Source organism: Plantibacter sp. VKM Ac-2885 (assembly GCF_015351205.1).
GTDB classification, from domain to species: Bacteria; Actinomycetota; Actinomycetes; order Actinomycetales; family Microbacteriaceae; genus Plantibacter; species Plantibacter auratus.
On sequence record NZ_JADKSK010000001.1, the window covers coordinates 1,625,021 to 1,644,149 of the forward strand.

The following is a 19,129-nucleotide window of genomic DNA, read 5'->3' on the forward strand; positions in this document are numbered from 1 at the left end:
CCGGTCACTGAGCCGTCCCCGGTCACTGAGCCTGTCGAAGTGCGACCTGCCGACGAGTTCAGGGAACCGAGGCGTCAGCGCAGGGTCTTGCGGGCGGTGATCTGCCCGGTGTCGAAGCCGAGCAGGTGGAGTCCACCGTGGAACCGGGCGTGCTCCACCTTGATGCAGCGGTCCATCACGACGTTCAGACCCTTCGACTCGCCGTACTCGGCTGCCTCCTGGTTCCAGATGCCGAGCTGCACCCAGACGGTCGGTGCTCCGATGGCGACGACCTCGTCGATGACCTGGGGGATGTCGCTCGCCTTGCGGAAGACGTCGACGATGTCGGGTACCTCCGGCAGGGAGGCGAGGTCGGGGTAGGCGGGCTGACCGAGGATCTCCGTGGCGTTCGGGTTCACGAAGTAGATCGTGAAGTCGCTCGACTGCTGCAGGTAGGTGCCCACGAAGTAGGAGGAACGCGCCGGGTTCGGTGAGGCGCCGACGATCGCGACGGACTTCGCCTCGCGGAGGAGCTTCAGGCGAGCCTTCGCGTCGGGGCCCGCCCAGGTGCGCTGCGAACGCAGCAGCTTCGCGAGCGGCGAATCGGCGGGCAGCGAGCAGGTGAGACCGTTGGTGAGCCGGACCGTCTCGGTCGCGTCCTGGTCGGTCACGGTCGCGTCCACGCCGGTCACTGTCGCGTCCACGCCGGTCACGGTCGCGTCCACACCGGTCACGGTCGCGTCCACACCGGTCACGGTCGCGTCCACACCGGTCACTGAGCTTGTCGAAGTGCTCATGCCACTACTCCTTCACCGCTGCGGCGAGCGCCTGGTCGAGGTCGTAGATGATGTCGTCAGGGTCCTCGATGCCGACGCTCAGCCGGACGATGCCCGGCAGCACACCGGCGTCGACGAGCTGCTGGTCGGAGAGCTGCGCGTGCGTCGTCGATGCGGGGTGGATGATGAGCGTCTTCGCGTCGCCGATGTTCGCCAGGTGGCTCGCGAGGTCGACGGACTCGATGAGCTTCTGGCCGACCTGACGGCCACCCTTCACCTCGAAGCTGAAGACCGAGCCCGGCCCCTTCGGCAGGTATTTGTTCGCGCGCTCGTGGTGCGGGTGGGCCGGGAGTCCGGCCCAGTTGACGGCGGCGATGCGCGGGTCGGCGTCGAGCCACTCGGCGACGATCCGCGCGTTGTCGACGTGGGCCTGGATCCGGAACGGCAGCGTCTCGACACCCTGGGCGAGGAGGAAGGCCGAGTGCGGTGCGAGCGCCGGACCGATGTCGCGGAGCTGCTCGGCGCGCAGCCGGGTGAGGAAGGCGTACTCGCCGAAGTTGCCTGACCACTGCAGGCCGCCGTAGCTCGGGACGGGCTGACCGAACAGGGGGAACTTGTCGGTGTTCCAGTCGAAGCGCCCGCTTTCGACGACGACGCCACCGAGGGTCGTGCCGTGGCCGCCGAGGAACTTGGTGGCCGAGTGCGTGACGATGTCGGCACCCCACTCGATCGGGCGGTTGAGGTAGGGCGTCGCGATGGTCGAGTCGATGATGAGCGGAATGCCGTGTGCGTGTGCGACGTCGGCGAGGCCCTCGATGTCGGCGATCTCGCCCGAGGGGTTCGCGACCGTCTCGGCGAAGACGAGCTTCGTGTTCTCCTGGATGGCGGCGGCGTAGTCGGCGGCGTCGGAGGACTGCACGAAGGTGGTCTCGATGCCGAACCGGCGGAGGGTGACGTCGAGCTGCGTGATCGAGCCGCCGTAGAGGTTGGCCGAGGCGACGATGTGGTCGCCCTGTCCGGCCAGCGAGGCGAAGGTGATGTACTGCGCGGCGAGGCCGGAGGCGGTCGCAACGGCACCGAGGCCGCCCTCGAGGCTGGCGATGCGCTCCTCGAAGCTCGCGACCGTCGGGTTGGCCAGGCGGGAGTAGATGTTCCCGTACTTCTGCAGGGCGAAGCGCGCGGCGGCGTCGGCGGTGTCGTCGAAGACGAAGGCGCTCGACTGGTAGATGGGCAGCGCCCGTGCGCCGGTCACCTGGTCGGGGATGTTGCCCGCGTGGATCGCACGCGTGCGGAAGCCATACTCACGATCTGCCATGCGTTCACGCTACCGGAGCACCGTCGAGCGCTTCACCGTGCTGCAACATTGCGTCGCATTCGACCGCACTGCACAGGGCCTGCCCAGGGCGTCGGCGTATCGTGTGGAGCACAGCCCTGATCGGGCTGCCGGACGAGGGCGCAGTACCCGGAACGCGACAAGACTGACCACTTGGGAGTGATCGTCATGTCATGGATCGTACTCATCGCCTCCGGCGTCCTGGAAGCCGTCTGGGCCACCGCGCTCGGCAAGTCCGAGGGCTTCACGAAGCTCTGGCCGACCGTGACGTTCGCGGGGGCGCTCGTGCTCAGCATGGCCGGCCTCGCCTGGGCCATGCGCGACATCCCGGTGGGCACCGCCTACGCGGTCTGGGTCGGGATCGGCGCAGCGCTCACCGTCGGGTACGCCATGACCTTCGGCGGCGAGCAGCTGTCGGTCGTCAAGGTGCTGCTCATCCTCGGGCTCATCGGCTGCGTCATCGGCCTGAAGATCGTGGGCGGCGAGCACTAGCCGCGCTGCCCAGGCACGCACGCCTGCGTGCCTCAGGCCAGGTGCACCGCTCCGAGCGCGAGCACCGCGATGAGGAGCCAGGAGACGAGCCCGACGACGAGCGCGCGCCACCCGGTGGTGACGAGCGTACGGACGCGGATCGCGGCGCCGAGTGCGAAGAGCGCCATCGCGAGCAGCGCGGTCTGCACGCCGTCGGCGACGTCGAGGACGAGCTCGGGCACCGGGAGCAGGGTGCGGACGAGGACCGCGGCGATGAAGCCCGCGACGAACAGCGGGACGATCGGCGGTCGGGCTGCGGTCGCGGTTCCGTCGGCATCGACCTGCGCACCGGCGCCGGCCGACACCGTCAGGAGTCGGCGGCGTTCGATCGTCGCGGCGGCGGCGACCACGGGGGCGAGGAGCACGACGCGGGTCAGCTTGACGACGACGGCGATCGCGAGTGCGCTCGTGCCGGCGATCTGGGCGGTCGCGACGACCTGGCCCACGTCGTGCACGCTCGCCCCCACCCAGTGACCGAACTGCTCGTCGCTGAGCCCGAGTGGGCCGCGGAGCGCCGGGAGGACGAAGATCGCGAGGGTCCCGCAGAGCGTGACGAGCGCGACGGGCGTCGCCTGCTCCTCGTCCTTCGCCTTCACGACGCCGCTCATCGCGCCGATGGCGGAGGCGCCGCAGATGGAGAAGCCCGTGGCGATGAGGAGCGGTTCGGGGCCCGCGAGCCCGAGTCTCCGACCGAGCCAGAGGGTGACGAAGAAGGTGACGACGACGATCGCGACCGTGGTGGCGAGGGTGACCCACCCGAGGCCGGCGATGTCGACGAGGCTCAGCTTCAGCCCCAGCAGGACGACGCCGATCCGCATGAACCGTTTCGCGCTCATGCCGAGTCCCGGCTTCAGGACACCCGCCGCGAGCCGCTGGAACGGCGGAAGCTGGCCCACCACCATGCCGAGCAGGACGCTCGCGGTCAGCAGGGGGACGACCGGCAGGAGGGTGTGGAGGCCCAGGGCGGCGAGCGCCGCTGCACCGGCGACGAGCACCCCTGGGAGCGCCTTCATCGTCGTCCTCCCGTCACACCCATGACGGCAACCAGGCGTGCAGGTGCCAGAACCAGTAGGGCACGGTGATGGCGGTCCAGAGCGGATACCAGAAGATGCTCAACAGCGTCGTGATGGTCACGAACACCCCGATGACGCCGACGCCGGCGAACCGTCGTTCCTCCGGGTCGTCGCGGGACCCGAGGATCTTCCCGATCGCGAAGACGAGCGCCAGGATGAGGTACGGCTCGAAGACGATCGTGTAGAACTGGAACACCGTCCGGTTCAGGTAGAGCAGCCAGGGCAGGTACCCCGCTGCGACTCCGAGGACGATGAGCCCGACCTGCCACTCGCGGTACCGGACGAGCCGGTAGACGCAGTACCCGAGCGCGACGGCGGCGCCCCACCAGATGAGCGGGTTGCCGATCGAGGTGATCGCGGAGGAGCAGGCGTCCCACGCGCAGCCGTCGGTCCCGGTGGCTGGGGACTGGTAGTACATGCTCGTCGGCCGGATCATGAGCAGCCAGCCGAGCGGGTTCGCGGCGTAGGGGTGCGGGGTGCTGAGGCCGACGTGGAAGCTGTAGGCGCTCTGGTGGTAGTGCAGGAGGCTCTGGAACCAGTGGGGGACCCACGCGAAGGTGCCGGTCCAGGCGTTGCCCACCGCGTCCGCCCACTGGCGGTCGTACCCGCCGGACGTCCTGATCCACCCGGTCCAGCTGGCGAGGTACACGACGGCGGCCACCGGGACGAGGGTCACGAAGGACACGGGGCCCTGCTTGAGGACCGCCGCGCTCGCCCACAGGCTGAGGCCCAGTCGGCGACGGAGCAGGAGATCCGTGACGATCACGTACACGCCGAACGCGGCGAGGAAGTACAGTCCGTTCCACTTGACCGCGGTGGCCGCGCCGAACGCGACCCCTGCGGCGAGCAGCCACGGCCGCCACCAGAGGACGGGACCCCAGGCCGGATCGGCGCCCCTCGCCCGGGCTGACGCGACCTTCGCCGCCAGGCGTGACGCGTGCCACGACCGGTCCAACAGGATCGCGCCGAATCCCGCGAGCACGAAGAACATGAGGAAGTTGTCGAGCAGCGAGACCCGGGCCATGACGATCGAGTGTCCGTCGATCGCGAACAGGAACCCGGCGAGGACGGCGAGGATCGACGAGGTGAACAACCGCTTGGCGATGAGCGTGACGAGCAGGACCGCGAGCGTTCCGGCGATCACGGTGGAGATGCGCCACCCGGTGCTGTCGTCGATGCCGAACACGGCGATGCCGAGCGCGATCAGCCACTTGCCGAGCGGTGGGTGCACGACGTAGGAGGGATTCGTGCTCGGGCTGCCCGCGTCGCCGTTCGCGAAGCCCTCGTCCGCCCCGTCCGGCCAGGTGCTCTCGTAGCCGTTCAGCCACAGCGACCACGAGTCCTTCACGTAGAAGGTCTCGTCGAAGACGAGCGAGTGCGGGTGACCGAGGTTCCAGAACCGCAGCACGAACGCGAGGAGCGTCACAGCGGCCGGACCACCCCAGATCCAGAGCTTCCGGCGGCGCTCGGTGCGGAGCATCCGCTCCCACCAGCGGTCGAGGCGGGATCCCGTCACAGGGGCTTCCAGAAGATCGACCGACACCGTCTCATCTAACCACCCCGACCGGATGGGAGACTGGTCCGGTGATCATCCTCGGAGCGACCCCCATCGGCAACCTCGGCGATGCGTCGCCCCGACTCCGGGAGGCGCTGGCCGCGGCGGAGGTCATCGTCGCCGAGGACACCCGGACGGCCATCCACCTGCTGCGCGCCCTCGGTGTGGAATCGCGGCCGCGGCTCATCGCCATGCACGACCACAACGAGCGCGAACGCGCGGCCGAGATCGTCGAACTGGCCCGCGAGACCGACGTCCTCGTGCTCAGCGACGCCGGCATGCCGACCGTGTCCGACCCCGGCTTCCACCTCGTCGACGCGGCGGCGGCCGCAGACGTCCAGGTCACCGCGATCCCCGGGCCGTCGGCGGTCGTGACGGCGCTCGCCGTGTCCGGCCTCGCGACCGACCGCTTCACCTTCGAGGGGTTCCTCCCGCGGAAGCCGGGCGACCGACGCAGCAGCCTCCGAGCCCTCGCGACCGAGCCGCGCACGATGGTGTTCTTCGAATCGCCCAACCGACTCGCCTCCTCCCTCGAGGACATCGCCTCCGTGCTCGGAGCCGATCGTCGCGTGGCGGTGTGCCGGGAGCTCACCAAGCTGTTCGAGGAGGTCAAGCGGGGGACGGCCGCTGAACTGGCCGAATGGGCGTCCGGGGGTGTGAAGGGCGAGATCTGCATCGTCATCGCCGGTGCTGAGGCCGTCGAGGCCGATCCGGCCACCGCGCTCGAGCAGGTGCTCGCGCTCGTGGCCTCGGGCACACGCCTGAAGGACGCCTCCAACGAGGTCGCCGAGGCCACCGGCCTCTCGAAGCGCGACCTGTACCAGGCGGCCCTCGCAGCCCGGCCTCCGAAGGCGTCGCCGGACGCGCAGGTGCGTCCCGCGCCGTAACAGGCACGGTGGCCACGCCCGCTCGTCCTAGGATTGACCCCATGGCCGACGGCACCTCGTTCTACATCACCACGCCCATCTTCTACGTCAACGATGCCCCGCACATCGGGCACGCCTACACGGAGGTGGCCGCGGACGTCCTCGCGCGCTGGCACCGTCAGGCCGGCGACCGCACCTGGTTCCTGACCGGGACCGACGAGCACGGCCAGAAGATCCTGCGCACGGCGACCGCGAACGGCGTGACGCCGAAGGAGTGGGCCGACAAGCTCGTGAGCGAGTCCTGGTACCCGCTGCTCGACACGATCGACATCTCGAACGACGACTTCATCCGCACGACGGACGTGCGGCACGAACAGAACGTCCAGCTCTTCCTCCAGCGCCTGTACGACGCCGGCTTCATCTACACCGGTGAGTTCGAGGGGTACTACTGCGTCGGCTGTGAGGAGTACAAGCAGGAGAGCGACCTCGTGCAGGGCACCGGCGAGTACGTCGGGCAGCTCGTGTGCGCGATCCACTCGAAGCCGGTCGAACTGCTCCAGGAGAGCAACTACTTCTTCCGCATGAGCGACTTCGCCGAGCGCCTGCTGGCCCTCTACGAGGAGCGACCGGAGTTCGTGCAGCCGGAGTCGGCGCGCAACGAGGTCATCCAGTTCGTGCGCCAGGGGCTCAAGGACCTGTCCATCTCCCGCTCGACCTTCGACTGGGGCATCAAGGTCCCGTGGGACGAGAGCCACGTCGTCTACGTGTGGTTCGACGCCCTGCTCAACTACATCACCGCCGCCGGGTACGGCTCCGACGAGGAGGCGTTCGCCGAGCGCTGGCCCGCCACGCAGATCGTCGGCAAGGACATCCTGCGGTTCCACGCGGTCATCTGGCCGGCCATGCTGATGGCCGCCGGGCTCGAGGTCCCGAAGCGGGTCTTCGGTCACGGCTGGCTGCTCGTCGGCGGCGAGAAGATGTCGAAGTCGAAGCTCACCGGTATCGCACCGAGTGAGATCACCGACACCTTCGGCTCCGACGCGTTCCGCTACTACTTCATGCGTGCCATCGCCTTCGGGCAGGACGGTTCGTTCAGCTGGGAGGACCTCTCCGCGCGGTACCAGGCGGAGCTCGCGAACGGCTTCGGCAACCTCGCCTCGCGCGTGCTCGCCATGGTGACGCGGTACTTCGACGGCGTCGTGCCGGCGAGCGGCCCTGCCGAGCCGGCCGACGTGGCCATCCAGGAGACGGTCGCCCGCGCTGCAACCGACGCCGACGCCGCGATCGAGCGCCTCGCCATCCAGGACGCCCTCGCTGCCATCTGGCGGATCGTCGACGAGTTGAACGGCTACATCACCGAGCAGGAGCCGTGGGCGCTCGCGAAGGACGAGGCCAAGCGGGAGCGGCTCGGCACCGTGCTCGCCACGGCGGTCGAGGGCCTGCGCGCCCTGTCGGTCCTGCTCCACCCCTTCGTCCCGAAGGCGACCACCAAACTGTGGTCCGCTCTCGGCGCTGAAGCCGCCCTCGGCGAGCTCGGCGCACAGCGCATCGGCGACGTCGGCACCTGGGGGCAGCTGCCCGCCGGCACCTCGGTGGGCGGGCTCGAGCCCCTGTTCCCGCGGATCGAGGCCGTCGCCGAATGAGCGGGGGCGTCGCGCCGGATCCGGCCGCCACACCGCACCTGCGGCAGCGCGAAGCGGGGGAGCGGAAGCAGCTGAGCTACCCCGAGGTTCCTGAGGCGCTGCCGGTCGCGGTCTACGACAACCACACGCACCTCGAGCATGCCGACGGCGACGCCCCGCTGACCCCGTCGGAGCACTTGGACCGCGCGGCCTCCGTCGGGGTCCGCGGCATCGTGCAGGTCGGCACCGACGTCGAGACCTCCCGTTGGTCGGCGGCGATCGCCGCTCGTGACCCCCGCGTGCTCGCGGCGGTCGCGATCCACCCCAACGACGCACCGGACCTCGACCGCGCGGGCACCCTGGACGAGGCGCTGGCCGAGATCGACCGTCTGGCGGCGGAGCCTCGCGTCCGCGCCGTCGGCGAGACCGGCCTCGACTTCTTCCGCACCGAGGAGGACGGCCGCGCGGCGCAGTTCGCATCGTTCGAAGCGCACATCGCCATCGCGAAGCGCCACGGTGTCGCACTGCAGATCCACGATCGCGACGCCCACGACGAGGTCGTCGAGACGCTCCTCCGAGTGGGCGCTCCGGAACGCACCGTCTTCCACTGTTTCTCGGGCGGCCCGGAGCTCGCCGAGCTGTGCGCCGAGCACGGCTGGTACGCCTCCTTCGCCGGGACGGTCACGTTCAAGAACGCCGCACCGCTGCGTGAGGCGCTCGCGATCATGCCCCGCGAGCTGATCATGGTCGAGACCGACGCGCCCTACCTCACGCCCGCCCCGTTCCGCGGTCGGCCGAACGCGCCGTACCTCCTCCCGTACACGGTGCGCGGCATGGCCGAGCACCTGGGTGAGGACGTCGCCGCGTTCGCGACGCAGCTCGCGACGAACACCGAGCGCGTCTACGGCTCCTGGGCCGACTGACCCGTCCTTTTTTCCGTCACGCCAGCGCGGTGCGCTGGCGTGAGCGCGCCCCTCCGGAGGCCCGCGCTCGCGGCTGTGCCCCGCGCTCGGGCCAGCGCACCGCGCTGGCATCGCCCAGGGGAAGGTCTGCGATCAGGGATACTGGAGGGATGACCGCCTCCGTCGCCCTGCTCGGCCCCGCCGAGATCCGAGATCTCGCCACCCTGCTGGACGTGACGCCGACGAAGAAGCTCGGTCAGAACTTCGTCATCGACGCGAACACCGTCCGCAAGATCGTGTCGGTCGCGCACGTCGCTCCGGGCGACGTCGTCGTCGAGATCGGCCCTGGACTCGGCTCGCTGACCCTCGGCCTGCTCGAGGCCGACGCGAGCGTCGTCGCCGTCGAGATCGACGGTCGGCTCGCCAAGCAGCTGCCGCTCACCGTGGGGGAGATGGCACCGGGCATGATCGACCGGTTGTCGGTCGTCCACGAGGACGCGATGCGCATCGAGGAACTCCCCGCGCAGCCCAACCGACTCGTCGCCAACCTGCCGTACAACATCTCCGTGCCCGTCCTCCTGCACTTCCTGGAGCACTTCACCTCGCTGACGGCCGGTGTCGTCATGGTGCAGGCCGAGGTCGGCTACCGACTCGCCGCCGGCCCGGGGAGCAAGGTCTACGGCGCCCCGAGCGCGAAGGCCGCCTGGTACGGCGCGTGGCGCATCGCCGGCCAGGTGAGCCGCCAGGTGTTCTGGCCCATTCCGAACGTCGACTCCGTGCTCGTCGGATTCGAGCGGCGCGCCGACGTCATCGGCACCGAGGAAGAGCGCACCAAGACCTTCGCGCTCATCGACGCGGCGTTCCAGCAGCGTCGCAAGATGCTCCGGCAGGCTCTCGGCAGCGTCCTCGGCAGCTCCCAGGCCGCGACGGAGCAGATGGAGGCCGCCGGAGTGAAGCCGACGGCCCGCGGCGAGGAGCTCACGGTCCACGACTTCCTGTCGATCGTGCGTGCGGGACGATAACGTTGGCGCATGACCGCTGATGCTCGATTCCCGCTGAACGTCCCCGACATCCACCGCCCGTACGCTGCGGCGGACGACCGCTACGCGCGGAACGACTACCGCCAGGTCGGCACCTCGGGGCTCTTCCTCCCGCCGATCTCGCTCGGCCTCTGGTACAACTTCGGCGACAACCGGCCGTTCGACGGGCAGCGCGCGCTCCTGCGCCACGCGTTCGACCACGGCATCACCCACTTCGACCTCGCGAACAACTACGGCCCGCCCTACGGTTCCGCCGAGACGAACTTCGGTCGGATGATGCGCGAGGACTTCGGTCCGTACCGCAACGAGCTCATCATCTCCTCGAAGGCCGGCTACGACTTCTGGCCAGGCCCGTACGGCAACTTCGGTTCGAAGAAGTACCTGACCGCGAGCCTCGACGAGTCGCTCGAGCGGATGGGTCTCGACTACGTCGACGTCTTCTACTCGCACCGGGTCGACGAGGTCACGCCCATCGAGGAGACCGTGGGCGCGCTCGACGCGATCGTGCGCTCCGGCAAGGCCCTGTACGTCGGCATCTCGTCGTACTCGGCCGAGCGGACCGCCGCCGCACACGCCGTCGCTCGCGAGCTCGGCACGCCGCTCGTGATCCACCAGCCGTCGTACTCGATCCTCAACCGCTGGGTCGAGGACGGCCTCACCGAGGTGCTGACCGAGACCGGCCTCGGCGCGATCGCCTTCGTACCGCTCGCGCAGGGCCTGCTCACCGACAAGTACCTCGGCGACGGCCCGGCCGAGCGCGCGACGAACCGTCCCTCCCTGCCCGACCGCCAGGTGAGCGAGGAGATGGCGACCCGCCTCCGGTCGCTCAACGACATCGCCGTGGAGCGCGGGCAGACCCTCGCGCAGATGTCGCTCGCCTGGGTCCTGAACAACCCCGCGATCACCTCCGCCCTCATCGGTGCCTCCCGTCCCGAGCAGCTCGACGAGAACCTGGCGGCGCTCGACGGCCCCGCGTTCACGACCGAGGAGCTCGAGGAGATCGACCGACTCGCGGAGGGCGCCGACGTCAACATCTGGGCGGACTCCTCCGACAAGTGACGCGGTCTGAGGCGCCTGCTCGATCGACTAACTTGGAACAATGACCACCGAGGCCATCCTCAAGCACGTCCACGTGCGAGCACCGGGGAAGATCAACGTCTTCCTCAAAGTCGGCGAAGTGATGGACGACGGCTACCACGACGTCGCGACCGCGTACCAGGCGATCTCGCTGTACGAGGACGTGCACGCGTACCCGGCCGACGACTTCAGTGTGTCGTTCTCCGGCTCGGTGGACGTGTCGGGTGTGCCGACCGACACGAGCAACCTCGCCATCCGCGCCGCGAAGGCCCTCGCGAGACGGACCGGGTACCGCGGCGGTGTCCGGCTCGAGATCGAGAAGCACGTGCCGGTCGCCGGCGGGATGGGCGGCGGCTCAGCCGACGCCGCGGCCACGCTGCTCGCCTGTGACGCCCTCTGGGGGACCGAACGCAGCCGCGACGACCTCCTGGCGCTGGCGGCGCGCCTCGGCGCCGACGTGCCCTTCGCCCTGCTCGGCGGCACCGCTGTCGGCACCGGCCGCGGCGACCAACTGAGCAGCGCGTTGGCCAAGGGGCAGTTCGAGTGGGTGCTCGCCCTCGCCGACTTCGGCATGTCGACCCCGCAGGTCTACCAGGAGCTCGACGCCCACCGTGCGCGGCACATCCTGGACATCTCGCCGTCCGGTCGTCAGCCGACGGTCGACGCGGCGGTGCTCCAGGCGTTGCGGGCGGGCGACGCCCACCTCCTCGGGGAGGTCCTCCACAACGACCTGCAGGCCGCTGCGCTGCAGCTGCGCCCGGTGCTGGGCGAGGTGCTCGAGTTCGGCGACTCCCAGGGAGCCCTCGGCAGCCTCGTCTCCGGCTCCGGGCCGACGATCGCCTTCCTGGCGGCCGACACCGACGACGCCGTCGAACTGCAGGTGACGCTCGCCTCGTCCGGGCTGAAGGTCATCCGTGCCCACGGACCGGTCCACGGCGCCCGCATCGTCTCGCAGAGCTGAGACGCGGCCCGCACGACACGAAGCAGCCCCGGTCGGAGATCCGACCGGGGCTGCTGTACGAGGTGGCGCGGTTCAGGCCGCGACGCCGCGCACGCGGAGCGAGTTCTCGATGATCGTGAGCCCCTCCATACCGGGGAGCTTGGCGATGTGCCCGTCGATGCGGCGCACCTCGGCCAGGCCGTCCTCGTCGCCGAAGAGGTGGCCCATGACGTGCGTGACCTCGGAGTCGGGCATGACGCCGGAACCGACGGGGCCCCACACCTTGCGGAGCAGGAAGCGGGTGAGTCGACGTGCGCTCTTCGACGACTCCAGGCGTGCCTTGGCCTGGCTCGCGTAGAACGCCACGTGACGCGTCTCCTGCTTCGCGATCCGCTTGAGGAGCACCGAGAGCACCGGGTGTCGCTCCAACTGCGCGAGGCGGGTGTACGCGGCGGTCGCGGACCACTCGTTCGCCGCGCCCCAGCTCATGTGCACCGCGATGAAGTCGGTGCCCACGAGGTTGCCGAGGATCGACTGCTTGATGGGGTCGAGGCGGTCCTTCCAGCCGAGCTTCAGGCGCGTCGCCTTGAGCTCGTCGAAGTCGACCGTGATGTCGTGGGCGGCGAGGACGGCGGCGAGCGCCTCCCCGTGCCAGAACTCCTCACGGTTCCACATCGTCATGAACGCGCCGACCTCGTCGTCCTCGTGGGACGGCGTCATGAGCATGTCGCGCAGGTAGCAGACCGTGTGGTACTCGATGTCGCACATGTAGCGCAGGCTGCGCAGGGTGGAAGGGGGGAGCGGGTTCGTCTTGAACTCGTCGAAGTCGAGGTCGCTCCAGTTCACCGAGACACTCGTCTCGGTGAACTTGTCGATGTCAAACGCCATGTGCGGTGGGGCGGTCGGGGATCGTGTCCTCGGCCGTCCGCTCTCCTCTCGGCTGTGCGGGGCGCGGTGCGCGGGTCAGTTCGTCTTCGGAGCGGACGCCTCCGGTGGTTCGTGCCCATTCTCGCACCGTCCACCGGCCGGCCTGCGCCAGCTTGTACAGGGTGTGGTCGGGGTTGACGGCGACCGGGTTCCCGACCAGCTGCAGCCAGGCGGCGTCCGCATGGGAGTCGCCGTAGCCGTAGGAGTGCGCGAGGTCCATGCCGTGCTGCTCGGCGTACTGCGTGAGCCAGGCGCCGCGCGCTTCGTCGACGAGCGGCGGGCTGTCGAGGTAGCCCGTGAGGCGTCCGTTCTCGGCGTGCATCGCCCCGGCCACGACCTCGTCGAAGAACGGCTCGAGCGGAGCCGTCATGAGGTCGATGGTGCCCGTGACGAGGATCGTCCGGTGACCGGCCGCCCGGTGCGCGGCGATCTGTTCGAGCGCCTGGGGGAGGAGGCGGGACCGGACGGCCTTGCCGAAGCCGCCCCGGACGATCTTCTCGAGCTGCGCCACGTCGACGCCCTCGTAGCGGCGCATGAACGTGCGGATGAACTCACCGCGGTCGCGGAGTTCAGCACCGATGTACCCCGGCATGGAGGCGCCGAGCGTGGCGATCTCGATGGGCCAGCGCGACCGTGAGGTCGCGGCGAGCCGCAGCCAGAGGTACTGCTCGATGAGGTTCCAGGCGAGCACCGTGCCCTCGAGGTCGAACACCGCGAGGACGTCGTCGCGCACGGGCAGGATCTTCTGCTGCTTCGCGGCGCCCGCCTTGCGGTTGGCGAAGGCGCGGGTCAGGGTCGTGACGGCGGGGAAGTGGATGCGCTGGAAGTAGTCGTCCCAGTCGATCGTCGTGACGTCGAACCCGCGGTCCGTCTGCTGCTCGGGCGTCAGTGAGGCGTGCAGGGCACGGGTGCGCTGGTCGTCGAAGACGATCTCGCTCTGCACGTAGGAGCGGTAGAGCCCGGTGAAGTCGCGGAGCGAGCCGAGGTCGCTCGACGCCTTGCGGATCCGGTCCTGCCACCCGCGGGTGGTCGCGTTGGCCGGCAGGTGGGAGACGACCCGGCCGGCCGCCGTCGTCGCCTTCTGCCGCCGGTCGATGGAGCGCTCGATGGCGCGCCCGCCGGGGAAGTTCCAGGTCGGCACGCTGATGTCGCCGGCGTCCGCCGGGATCGGGTGCTCCGTGAAGTAGCTGTGCACGTTCGCGTACATCTTGTGGAACGGCAGCGGGTTGCTGGCGCCGGAGCTCACGTGGAAGTACCGCGCCGCAGCCGGCTCCGGCGGGGTCTGGGCCGCAGCGAGGATCGCGTTGACGACGAAGTCGACGGGGATGATGTCGAGCACGCTGTCGGGGAGGCCCGGGAAGTCGGGCAGCTGTCCGCGCCCGTAGGCGATGATCAGCGGGTCGGCGACCTTGTAGCCGTCGATCCAGCCGGGGAAGGGGTGCGCGAGCGCGCTCTCGATGATCGACGGACGCACGACGGAGAGTCGGTTGCCCTCGCCGGCCCAGCGCTCTTCGGCGACCCGCTCGGCCATCGCCTTCGTGAAGGTGTAGACATCGGTCCAGCCGAGGCTCTCGGCGCGTGCACGGCCGTGGGCGACGAGTCGGGCGTCGACCCAGGCGATGCGTGCAGCCTCGGCGGCGTTCGAGACGGCCTGGGGGCCGGCCTTGCCGTGCTCGCGACGGGCGGTCTGCATGAGCTTGCGCAGGACCTCCGGACGACGGGACGACTCCTCGGTGCGGACGCGTGCCGAGCGGGCTGCCTCGGCCTCGACGCGCCAGTCGACGTCGTGCGCGAGGCTGCGTTCCGGCTGGATGCCCTTCCGCGTGCCGCCGACGTAGGCGGTGGAGACGTGGACGACGTGCGGGGTCGCGCCGCTCTTCGCGAGCGCCGCGTACAGGGTGGTGGCGCCGCCGACGTTCGTGGCGAAGGCCTCGTCGATCGGCGGGTCGAAGGAGACGGTCGACGCGCTGTGGATGACGACGTCGAGGTCGGCCGGCAGCGCCATCTCGTCGAGGCCACCCTCGATCACGCTGACGCGTTCGGCCACGATCGCCGCAGCGGCTTCAGCGCCGACGCGTTCGCGCCAGGCCTTGAACACCGGCTTGCGGAGCAGGGTCTGGAGACGGTCGCTCCCGCGGACCGACCCCTTCTTCCGGATGAGCAGGCTGACGCGCGTGGTCGGGTGATCGGCGAGCAGGCGCTCGAGCACCGCCTGGCCGAGGAAGCCGGTGCCACCGGTGACGAGGACGTGCGCGCCGTCGAGGGCATCCGGGGCGATGGTGGGTTGCTCGGTGGCGGGCTGCTGAGCCTCCGGCTCCTGGGCGTCGGGCTGTTCGGCGTCTGGCGTGGGGGTGTCGGTCATCGGTTCTCCTCGAGGCTGCCGCGGCGTCCGCGGCGGGCAAGTCTGGCGGCGAGATGGAGGCCCGACTGACCGGGCAGCGCGTCGATCGACGCGTCGATGCCGAGGACGGCGGGGTCGCTCCAGGTGGCGGTGCTGCGGAACACGAGCGCGGCGAACCGCGCCGTCTGTCGGGGGCCGTTCGCATCGGAGCCGGTGGGCCACACGGCGTTCCGGATGCGGCGACGGGTGATGCCCTGTGCACGGGGCGACGCGGCGAGGCGGTCACTCGCCTGAGCGGTGAAGAACTCGAGGTGCCTGGCCTTCGTCTCGAGGATCTCGTCGACGAGGCGGTCGAGCACGGGGTGCGGCTCGCGCTCGCGCACCGCACGGTAGGCCGCGTGGGTGATGAGGTCGTCGATCGTCCCGATCGTCATGTGCCAGGCGATGATGTCCTCGCCGAGCACGTTCGCGACGAGGGCCTGGCCGATGGGTGCGAAGCGATCGCGCACACCGTGGACGGTGCGGCGGAGACCCGTCGAACGCGTCTTGTCGCGCGGGGTCCCGTTCGCCTTGAGCACGGTGTCGAGGGTGTCGGTGATCCAGTACTTCTCGTACGCCCAGGTGATCAGGAACGCGGTGACCCTGGCGTCCTTGTGGGTGGGGGTGACGAGCACCCCGCGGAGGTACTGCATCGTCGCGCGCTCGATGTCCGACAGGGCGCGGAGCAGAGCGACCGTCTCAGCACTCAGCGGCGTCTCGGAGAAGGCAGCGGCGTCGATCTCCTTGCGGCGACTGCCGACGGCGGACTTCGCGTAGTCGCGGACGCTGAACCCGTGGGCAGGCCGCAGCATGGCGCTCTCCTGCTCCGCGTCCTCGAGGGCCGCGGGTGCTGTTCCGCGCGGCGAATCCCGGTTCACCATGGCGTCTCCGTTCCGTGACGATCCGACCTCATCACTGTAGCTTGCAACGATACGCAACGCGTAGCGTATTCTGATCCCCATGGCTACAGCTCTCGTCACCGGTGGGACGTCCGGCATCGGTGCCGCGTTCGCCACGGCGCTCGCCGGACGGGGCTTCGACCTGGTGCTCGTCGCCCGTGACGTCGGGCGGCTCGAGCAATCGGCCGAGCGACTGCGCGCGACCGGTCGCACCGTCGAGGTGATCAGTGCCGACCTCTCGGACCGCGCCGACGTCGCGAGACTCGCCGCGCGGATCGAGGATCAGGGGTCACCGATCGAGGTGGTCGTGAACAACGCCGGGTTCGGCGTGCACGCCCGCCTCACCGACCCCGACACGAGCGAGCTCGACAACGCGATCGAGGTCATGTGCCGGAGCGTCACCACCCTCTCGGGCGCCGCGGCCCGCGCCATGCGGGAACGCGGACGCGGCACCATCATCAACGTCTCGAGCACGGCGGGGTACATCACCACCGGCGGTTACTCCGCGGTGAAGTCGTTCGTCACCACCTACACCGAGGCGCTCGCGGTCGAGCTCGCCGGCTCGGGTGTCCGCGTCACGGCGCTCTGCCCCGGATGGGTCCGCACCGAGTTCCACGATCGCGCCGGCATCAGCACCCGCTCCGTCCCGTCAGGTCTGTGGATCGATGTGGACCGGCTCGTCGCCGACGCCCTCCGCGACGCCGGGAGAGGGGTCGTCGTCTCCATCCCGAGCTTCCGCTTCAAGGCCCTCATGGCCCTCGTCAAGTTCGCGCCCCGTGCGTCCATCCGGTGGATCTCCGGCCGGATGTCCTCGAGCCGTCGAGCCGCCAACGCCGCCCAGTCAGGAGCCCGCCGATGACCGCAGAGCCGCGGTTCACCTCCTCCCTCCACGCCAACGCGCGGTTCGTCGCCCAGCGTCTGCTGTTGAAGCCGCTCGTCTGGTCGCTGACCCGCGTGACGGTTACGGGTCGCGAGCGCCTGTCGGGCGTCACCGGGCCGTACATCGTCGTCGCCAACCACCAGTCGCACCTCGACGCACCGCTCGTCGTCGGGGCGATGCCGCGTCGACTGTCGCGCTATCTCGCCGCCGGTGTCGCCGCCGACTACTTCTTCGACGTCCCCGCCCGCCGCATCTTCGCCGCCCTTTTCTTCAACGCGTTCCCGGTCGACCGCTCGGGCGACCGCAAGCGTGCAGGCGTGTCACGGGAGCTGCTCGAGAGCGGCGTCCCGATCCTCATCTTCCCCGAGGGCGGCCGATCGCGGACGGGTGAGCTCGGCCGGTTCAAGCCCGGTGCCGCGGCACTCGCCACCCGCCAGGGCATCCCCTGCCTCCCGGTGGCCGTCCTCGGCACCCACTCCGCCATGCCGAAGGGTCGCAACTGGCCCGTCCCCGGACGACCGCCGGTGCGCGTCGTCTTCGGGCAACCGATCCACCCGCAGCCGAACGAGACGCCCGTCCAGCTCATGGACCGCGTCGTCGCCGAGATCGTCGCGCTGCGCGCCTCGGTCGAGCCGGGAACACACGTTTCGATCGACACACCACGAAAGGAAGCCGGATGACGTCTGTGGAGCACATGAAGTGGTGGGGCTGGGGAGTCGAAGGGGTCGCCTTCGAGCACAGCAACAAGCCGGACTTCGCGCCGTTCGTGAAGCAAGCCGTCGGTCTCGACCTCCGGAAGCCTGCGCAGGCGCACCTCAGCTTCGACGAGCTCACCGTCCCCGCATCGCGCGCGTCCGAGGAGTTCATCGCCGAGCTCTCGACGCTCGTCGGTCAGGGTCACGTGACCACGGACGACCAGGAACGCGTCGTCCACACCTACGGCAAGAGCATCCGCGACCTGCTCCGGATCCGCGCGAACGACCTGCCCCGCACGCCCGACCTCGTGGTGTACCCGGCTGACGAGGCCGAGGTCGCTTCGGTCGTCGCTGCAGCCGTCGACGCAGACGCCGTCATCATCCCGTTCGGCGGTGGCACCAACATCGCCGGCTCGCTCGACCCGCAGCCGACGGAGGAGCGGGTCATCATCTCGCTCGACCTCGGCCGGCTCGACCGCGTCCTGTCGATCGACGAGGGCTCCGGTCTCGCCACCATCCAGGCCGGTGCGCAGGGCCCCTCGATCGAGGAGCAGCTCGGCGCCAAGGGCTGGACGATGGGCCACTTCCCCGACAGCTTCACGCACTCCACGCTCGGCGGATGGGTCGCGACCCGCTCCTCGGGCATGCAGTCCGACAAGTACGGCGACATCGCCGACATCACCAAGGGCCTGCGGATGGTGCGCCCGAACGGCATCGTGGCGATCCGCCCCGTCCCGAGCGCGTCGACCGGCCCGAGCGTCCGCGAGATGATCATCGGCAGCGAGGGTCGACTCGGCATCATCACCGAGGTCACCGTGCAGGTCCACCGGACGCCCGCCGTCCGCGAGGTCCTCGGCTACTTCTTCCCCACCTGGGAGGCCGGGCTCGCGGCGATGCACGAGATCGCGGAGAGCGACGCCAGCCCCTCGGTCACCCGGGTGTCGAACGCCCGGGAGAGCGGCTTCTCGCTCGCGACCCGGAAGGCCAGCACCGGCGTCTCGGCGCAGGTCACCAAGGGCCTCATGAAGGTGCTCACGGCCAGGGGCTGGGACCTCGAGCAGCTGTGCCTCTCCTTCATCGGCTACGAGGGCAGCGCGTCCCACGTGCGGTACGAGAAGGGCCTCGTCGGCTCGATCGTCCGGAAGCACGGCGGCATCGGTGTCGGCAAGGGCCCCGGCGCCCTCTACGACCAGAAGAAGTTCGACACCCCGTACCTGCGCGACTTCCTCCTCGACCGCGGAGCCGCGGCCGACGTCTCGGAGACCGCAGCGCCCTGGTCGCGCCTGCAGGAGGTCTACGACGCCGCGAACGACGCCGCCAACGCCGCGTACGACAAGCTCGGGGTGCACGGGTGGATCATGTGCCACCTCTCGCACTCGTACCACTCCGGCGCGTGCCTGTACTTCACCTTCGCGTTCATCACCGGCGACGACCCCATCGGCGAGTACGAGCAGGTCAAGTCGGCGATCCAGCAGTCCTTCGTCGACCACGGTGGCACCCTCTCGCACCACCACGCGGTCGGCGTCGAGCACTCGCCGTGGATGGAGCAGGACATCTCGACCGAGGGCGTCGCGATCATGCGCGGCCTCTTCGACAGTGCTGACCCCGGCTCGAACTTCAACCCCGGCAAGATCCTCGCGGACTGAGCCGTTCC

Annotated in this window: 17 protein-coding genes and 1 riboswitch; of the genes, 10 read left to right on the forward strand and 7 right to left on the reverse strand. The window is 69.9% G+C overall.

The annotated features are described in order from the left end of the window. Positions 1–74: 74 nt before the first annotated feature. Positions 75–566 (reverse strand): CoA-binding protein, encoded by a 492-nt coding sequence (locus ITJ66_RS07860; RefSeq protein ID WP_370282230.1) that lies wholly within the window; start codon positions 564–566, stop codon positions 75–77. A 214-nt stretch (positions 567–780) separates the two neighbouring features. Next, positions 781–2,070 carry an O-acetylhomoserine aminocarboxypropyltransferase/cysteine synthase family protein gene (locus ITJ66_RS07865; protein ID WP_079705440.1) on the reverse strand — a complete coding sequence of 430 codons (1,290 nt, stop codon included), beginning with the start codon at positions 2,068–2,070 and terminating at the stop codon, positions 781–783. Between the two features lie 108 nt (positions 2,071–2,178). Beyond that, positions 2,179–2,242, forward strand: a riboswitch (guanidine-III (ykkC-III) riboswitch). A gap of 14 nt (positions 2,243–2,256) precedes the next feature. Between ITJ66_RS07865 and ITJ66_RS07870 the strand changes: the two genes are divergently transcribed. Further along, entirely contained in the window at positions 2,257–2,580 is a 324-nt protein-coding gene (locus ITJ66_RS07870; RefSeq protein ID WP_079003866.1) for a multidrug efflux SMR transporter, read from the forward strand. 32 nt (positions 2,581–2,612) lie between these two features. On the opposite strand, the gene ITJ66_RS07875 is transcribed toward ITJ66_RS07870, so the two are convergent. Next, positions 2,613–3,632: a YeiH family protein gene (locus tag ITJ66_RS07875; protein ID WP_194644309.1), complete on the reverse strand. Its 1,020-nt coding sequence runs from the start codon at positions 3,630–3,632 to the stop codon at positions 2,613–2,615. 13 nt (positions 3,633–3,645) lie between these two features. After that, complete coding sequence (locus tag ITJ66_RS07880) at positions 3,646–5,208, reverse strand: dolichyl-phosphate-mannose--protein mannosyltransferase (protein WP_370582588.1); 1,563 nt, start codon at positions 5,206–5,208, stop codon at positions 3,646–3,648. Positions 5,209–5,276: 68 nt separating this feature from the next. On the opposite strand from ITJ66_RS07880, the gene rsmI reads away from it, so the two are divergent. From rsmI to ITJ66_RS07910, 6 genes are all read left to right on the forward strand, one after another. Continuing rightward, entirely contained in the window at positions 5,277–6,134 is an 858-nt protein-coding gene (gene rsmI / locus ITJ66_RS07885; RefSeq protein WP_124768941.1) for a 16S rRNA (cytidine(1402)-2'-O)-methyltransferase, read from the forward strand. 41 nt (positions 6,135–6,175) lie between these two features. Continuing rightward, a complete protein-coding gene (gene metG, locus ITJ66_RS07890; RefSeq protein ID WP_194644310.1) occupies positions 6,176–7,756 on the forward strand; it encodes a methionine--tRNA ligase in 1,581 nt (526 codons plus the stop codon). Continuing rightward, complete coding sequence (locus ITJ66_RS07895; RefSeq protein WP_159878137.1) at positions 7,753–8,658, forward strand: TatD family hydrolase; 906 nt, start codon at positions 7,753–7,755, stop codon at positions 8,656–8,658. The genes metG and ITJ66_RS07895 overlap by 4 nt, the downstream gene beginning before the upstream one ends. Before the next feature lie 149 nt (positions 8,659–8,807). Then, complete coding sequence (gene rsmA / locus ITJ66_RS07900; protein WP_194644311.1) at positions 8,808–9,659, forward strand: 16S rRNA (adenine(1518)-N(6)/adenine(1519)-N(6))-dimethyltransferase RsmA; 852 nt, start codon at positions 8,808–8,810, stop codon at positions 9,657–9,659. A gap of 9 nt (positions 9,660–9,668) precedes the next feature. After that, entirely contained in the window at positions 9,669–10,736 is a 1,068-nt protein-coding gene (mgrA, locus tag ITJ66_RS07905; RefSeq protein ID WP_124768944.1) for an L-glyceraldehyde 3-phosphate reductase, read from the forward strand. 40 nt (positions 10,737–10,776) lie between these two features. Further along, positions 10,777–11,715, forward strand: a complete 939-nt coding sequence (locus tag ITJ66_RS07910; RefSeq protein WP_191940737.1) for a 4-(cytidine 5'-diphospho)-2-C-methyl-D-erythritol kinase — start codon at positions 10,777–10,779, stop codon at positions 11,713–11,715. A gap of 72 nt (positions 11,716–11,787) precedes the next feature. Here ITJ66_RS07910 and ITJ66_RS07915 read toward each other — a convergent pair whose 3' ends face one another. Genes ITJ66_RS07915 through ITJ66_RS07925 form a run of 3 tightly spaced genes read right to left on the reverse strand, consistent with a single transcriptional unit; the run spans position 11,788 to position 15,882 of the window. After that, positions 11,788–12,582: a ferritin-like domain-containing protein gene (locus tag ITJ66_RS07915; protein ID WP_194644312.1), complete on the reverse strand. Its 795-nt coding sequence runs from the start codon at positions 12,580–12,582 to the stop codon at positions 11,788–11,790. Beyond that, a complete protein-coding gene (locus ITJ66_RS07920) occupies positions 12,572–14,983 on the reverse strand; it encodes an SDR family oxidoreductase (protein ID WP_194644313.1) in 2,412 nt (803 codons plus the stop codon). The genes ITJ66_RS07915 and ITJ66_RS07920 overlap by 11 nt, the downstream gene beginning before the upstream one ends. Further along, positions 14,980–15,882, reverse strand: a complete 903-nt coding sequence (locus tag ITJ66_RS07925) for a hypothetical protein (RefSeq protein ID WP_228501528.1) — start codon at positions 15,880–15,882, stop codon at positions 14,980–14,982. The genes ITJ66_RS07920 and ITJ66_RS07925 overlap by 4 nt, the downstream gene beginning before the upstream one ends. Positions 15,883–15,961: 79 nt before the next feature. On the opposite strand from ITJ66_RS07925, the gene ITJ66_RS07930 reads away from it, so the two are divergent. The 3 genes from ITJ66_RS07930 to ITJ66_RS07940 are packed head-to-tail and all read left to right on the forward strand — an operon-like array spanning position 15,962 to position 19,121. Then, on the forward strand, positions 15,962–16,759 hold the full coding sequence (locus tag ITJ66_RS07930) for an SDR family oxidoreductase (protein WP_194644314.1): 798 nt from the start codon (positions 15,962–15,964) through the stop codon (positions 16,757–16,759). Then, positions 16,756–17,460 carry a 1-acyl-sn-glycerol-3-phosphate acyltransferase gene (locus tag ITJ66_RS07935; RefSeq protein ID WP_138946648.1) on the forward strand — a complete coding sequence of 235 codons (705 nt, stop codon included), beginning with the start codon at positions 16,756–16,758 and terminating at the stop codon, positions 17,458–17,460. Before ITJ66_RS07930 ends, ITJ66_RS07935 begins: the two co-directional genes overlap by 4 nt. Then, positions 17,457–19,121: an FAD-binding oxidoreductase gene (locus ITJ66_RS07940; RefSeq protein WP_192018244.1), complete on the forward strand. Its 1,665-nt coding sequence runs from the start codon at positions 17,457–17,459 to the stop codon at positions 19,119–19,121. The genes ITJ66_RS07935 and ITJ66_RS07940 overlap by 4 nt, the downstream gene beginning before the upstream one ends. Positions 19,122–19,129: the final 8 nt, after the last annotated feature.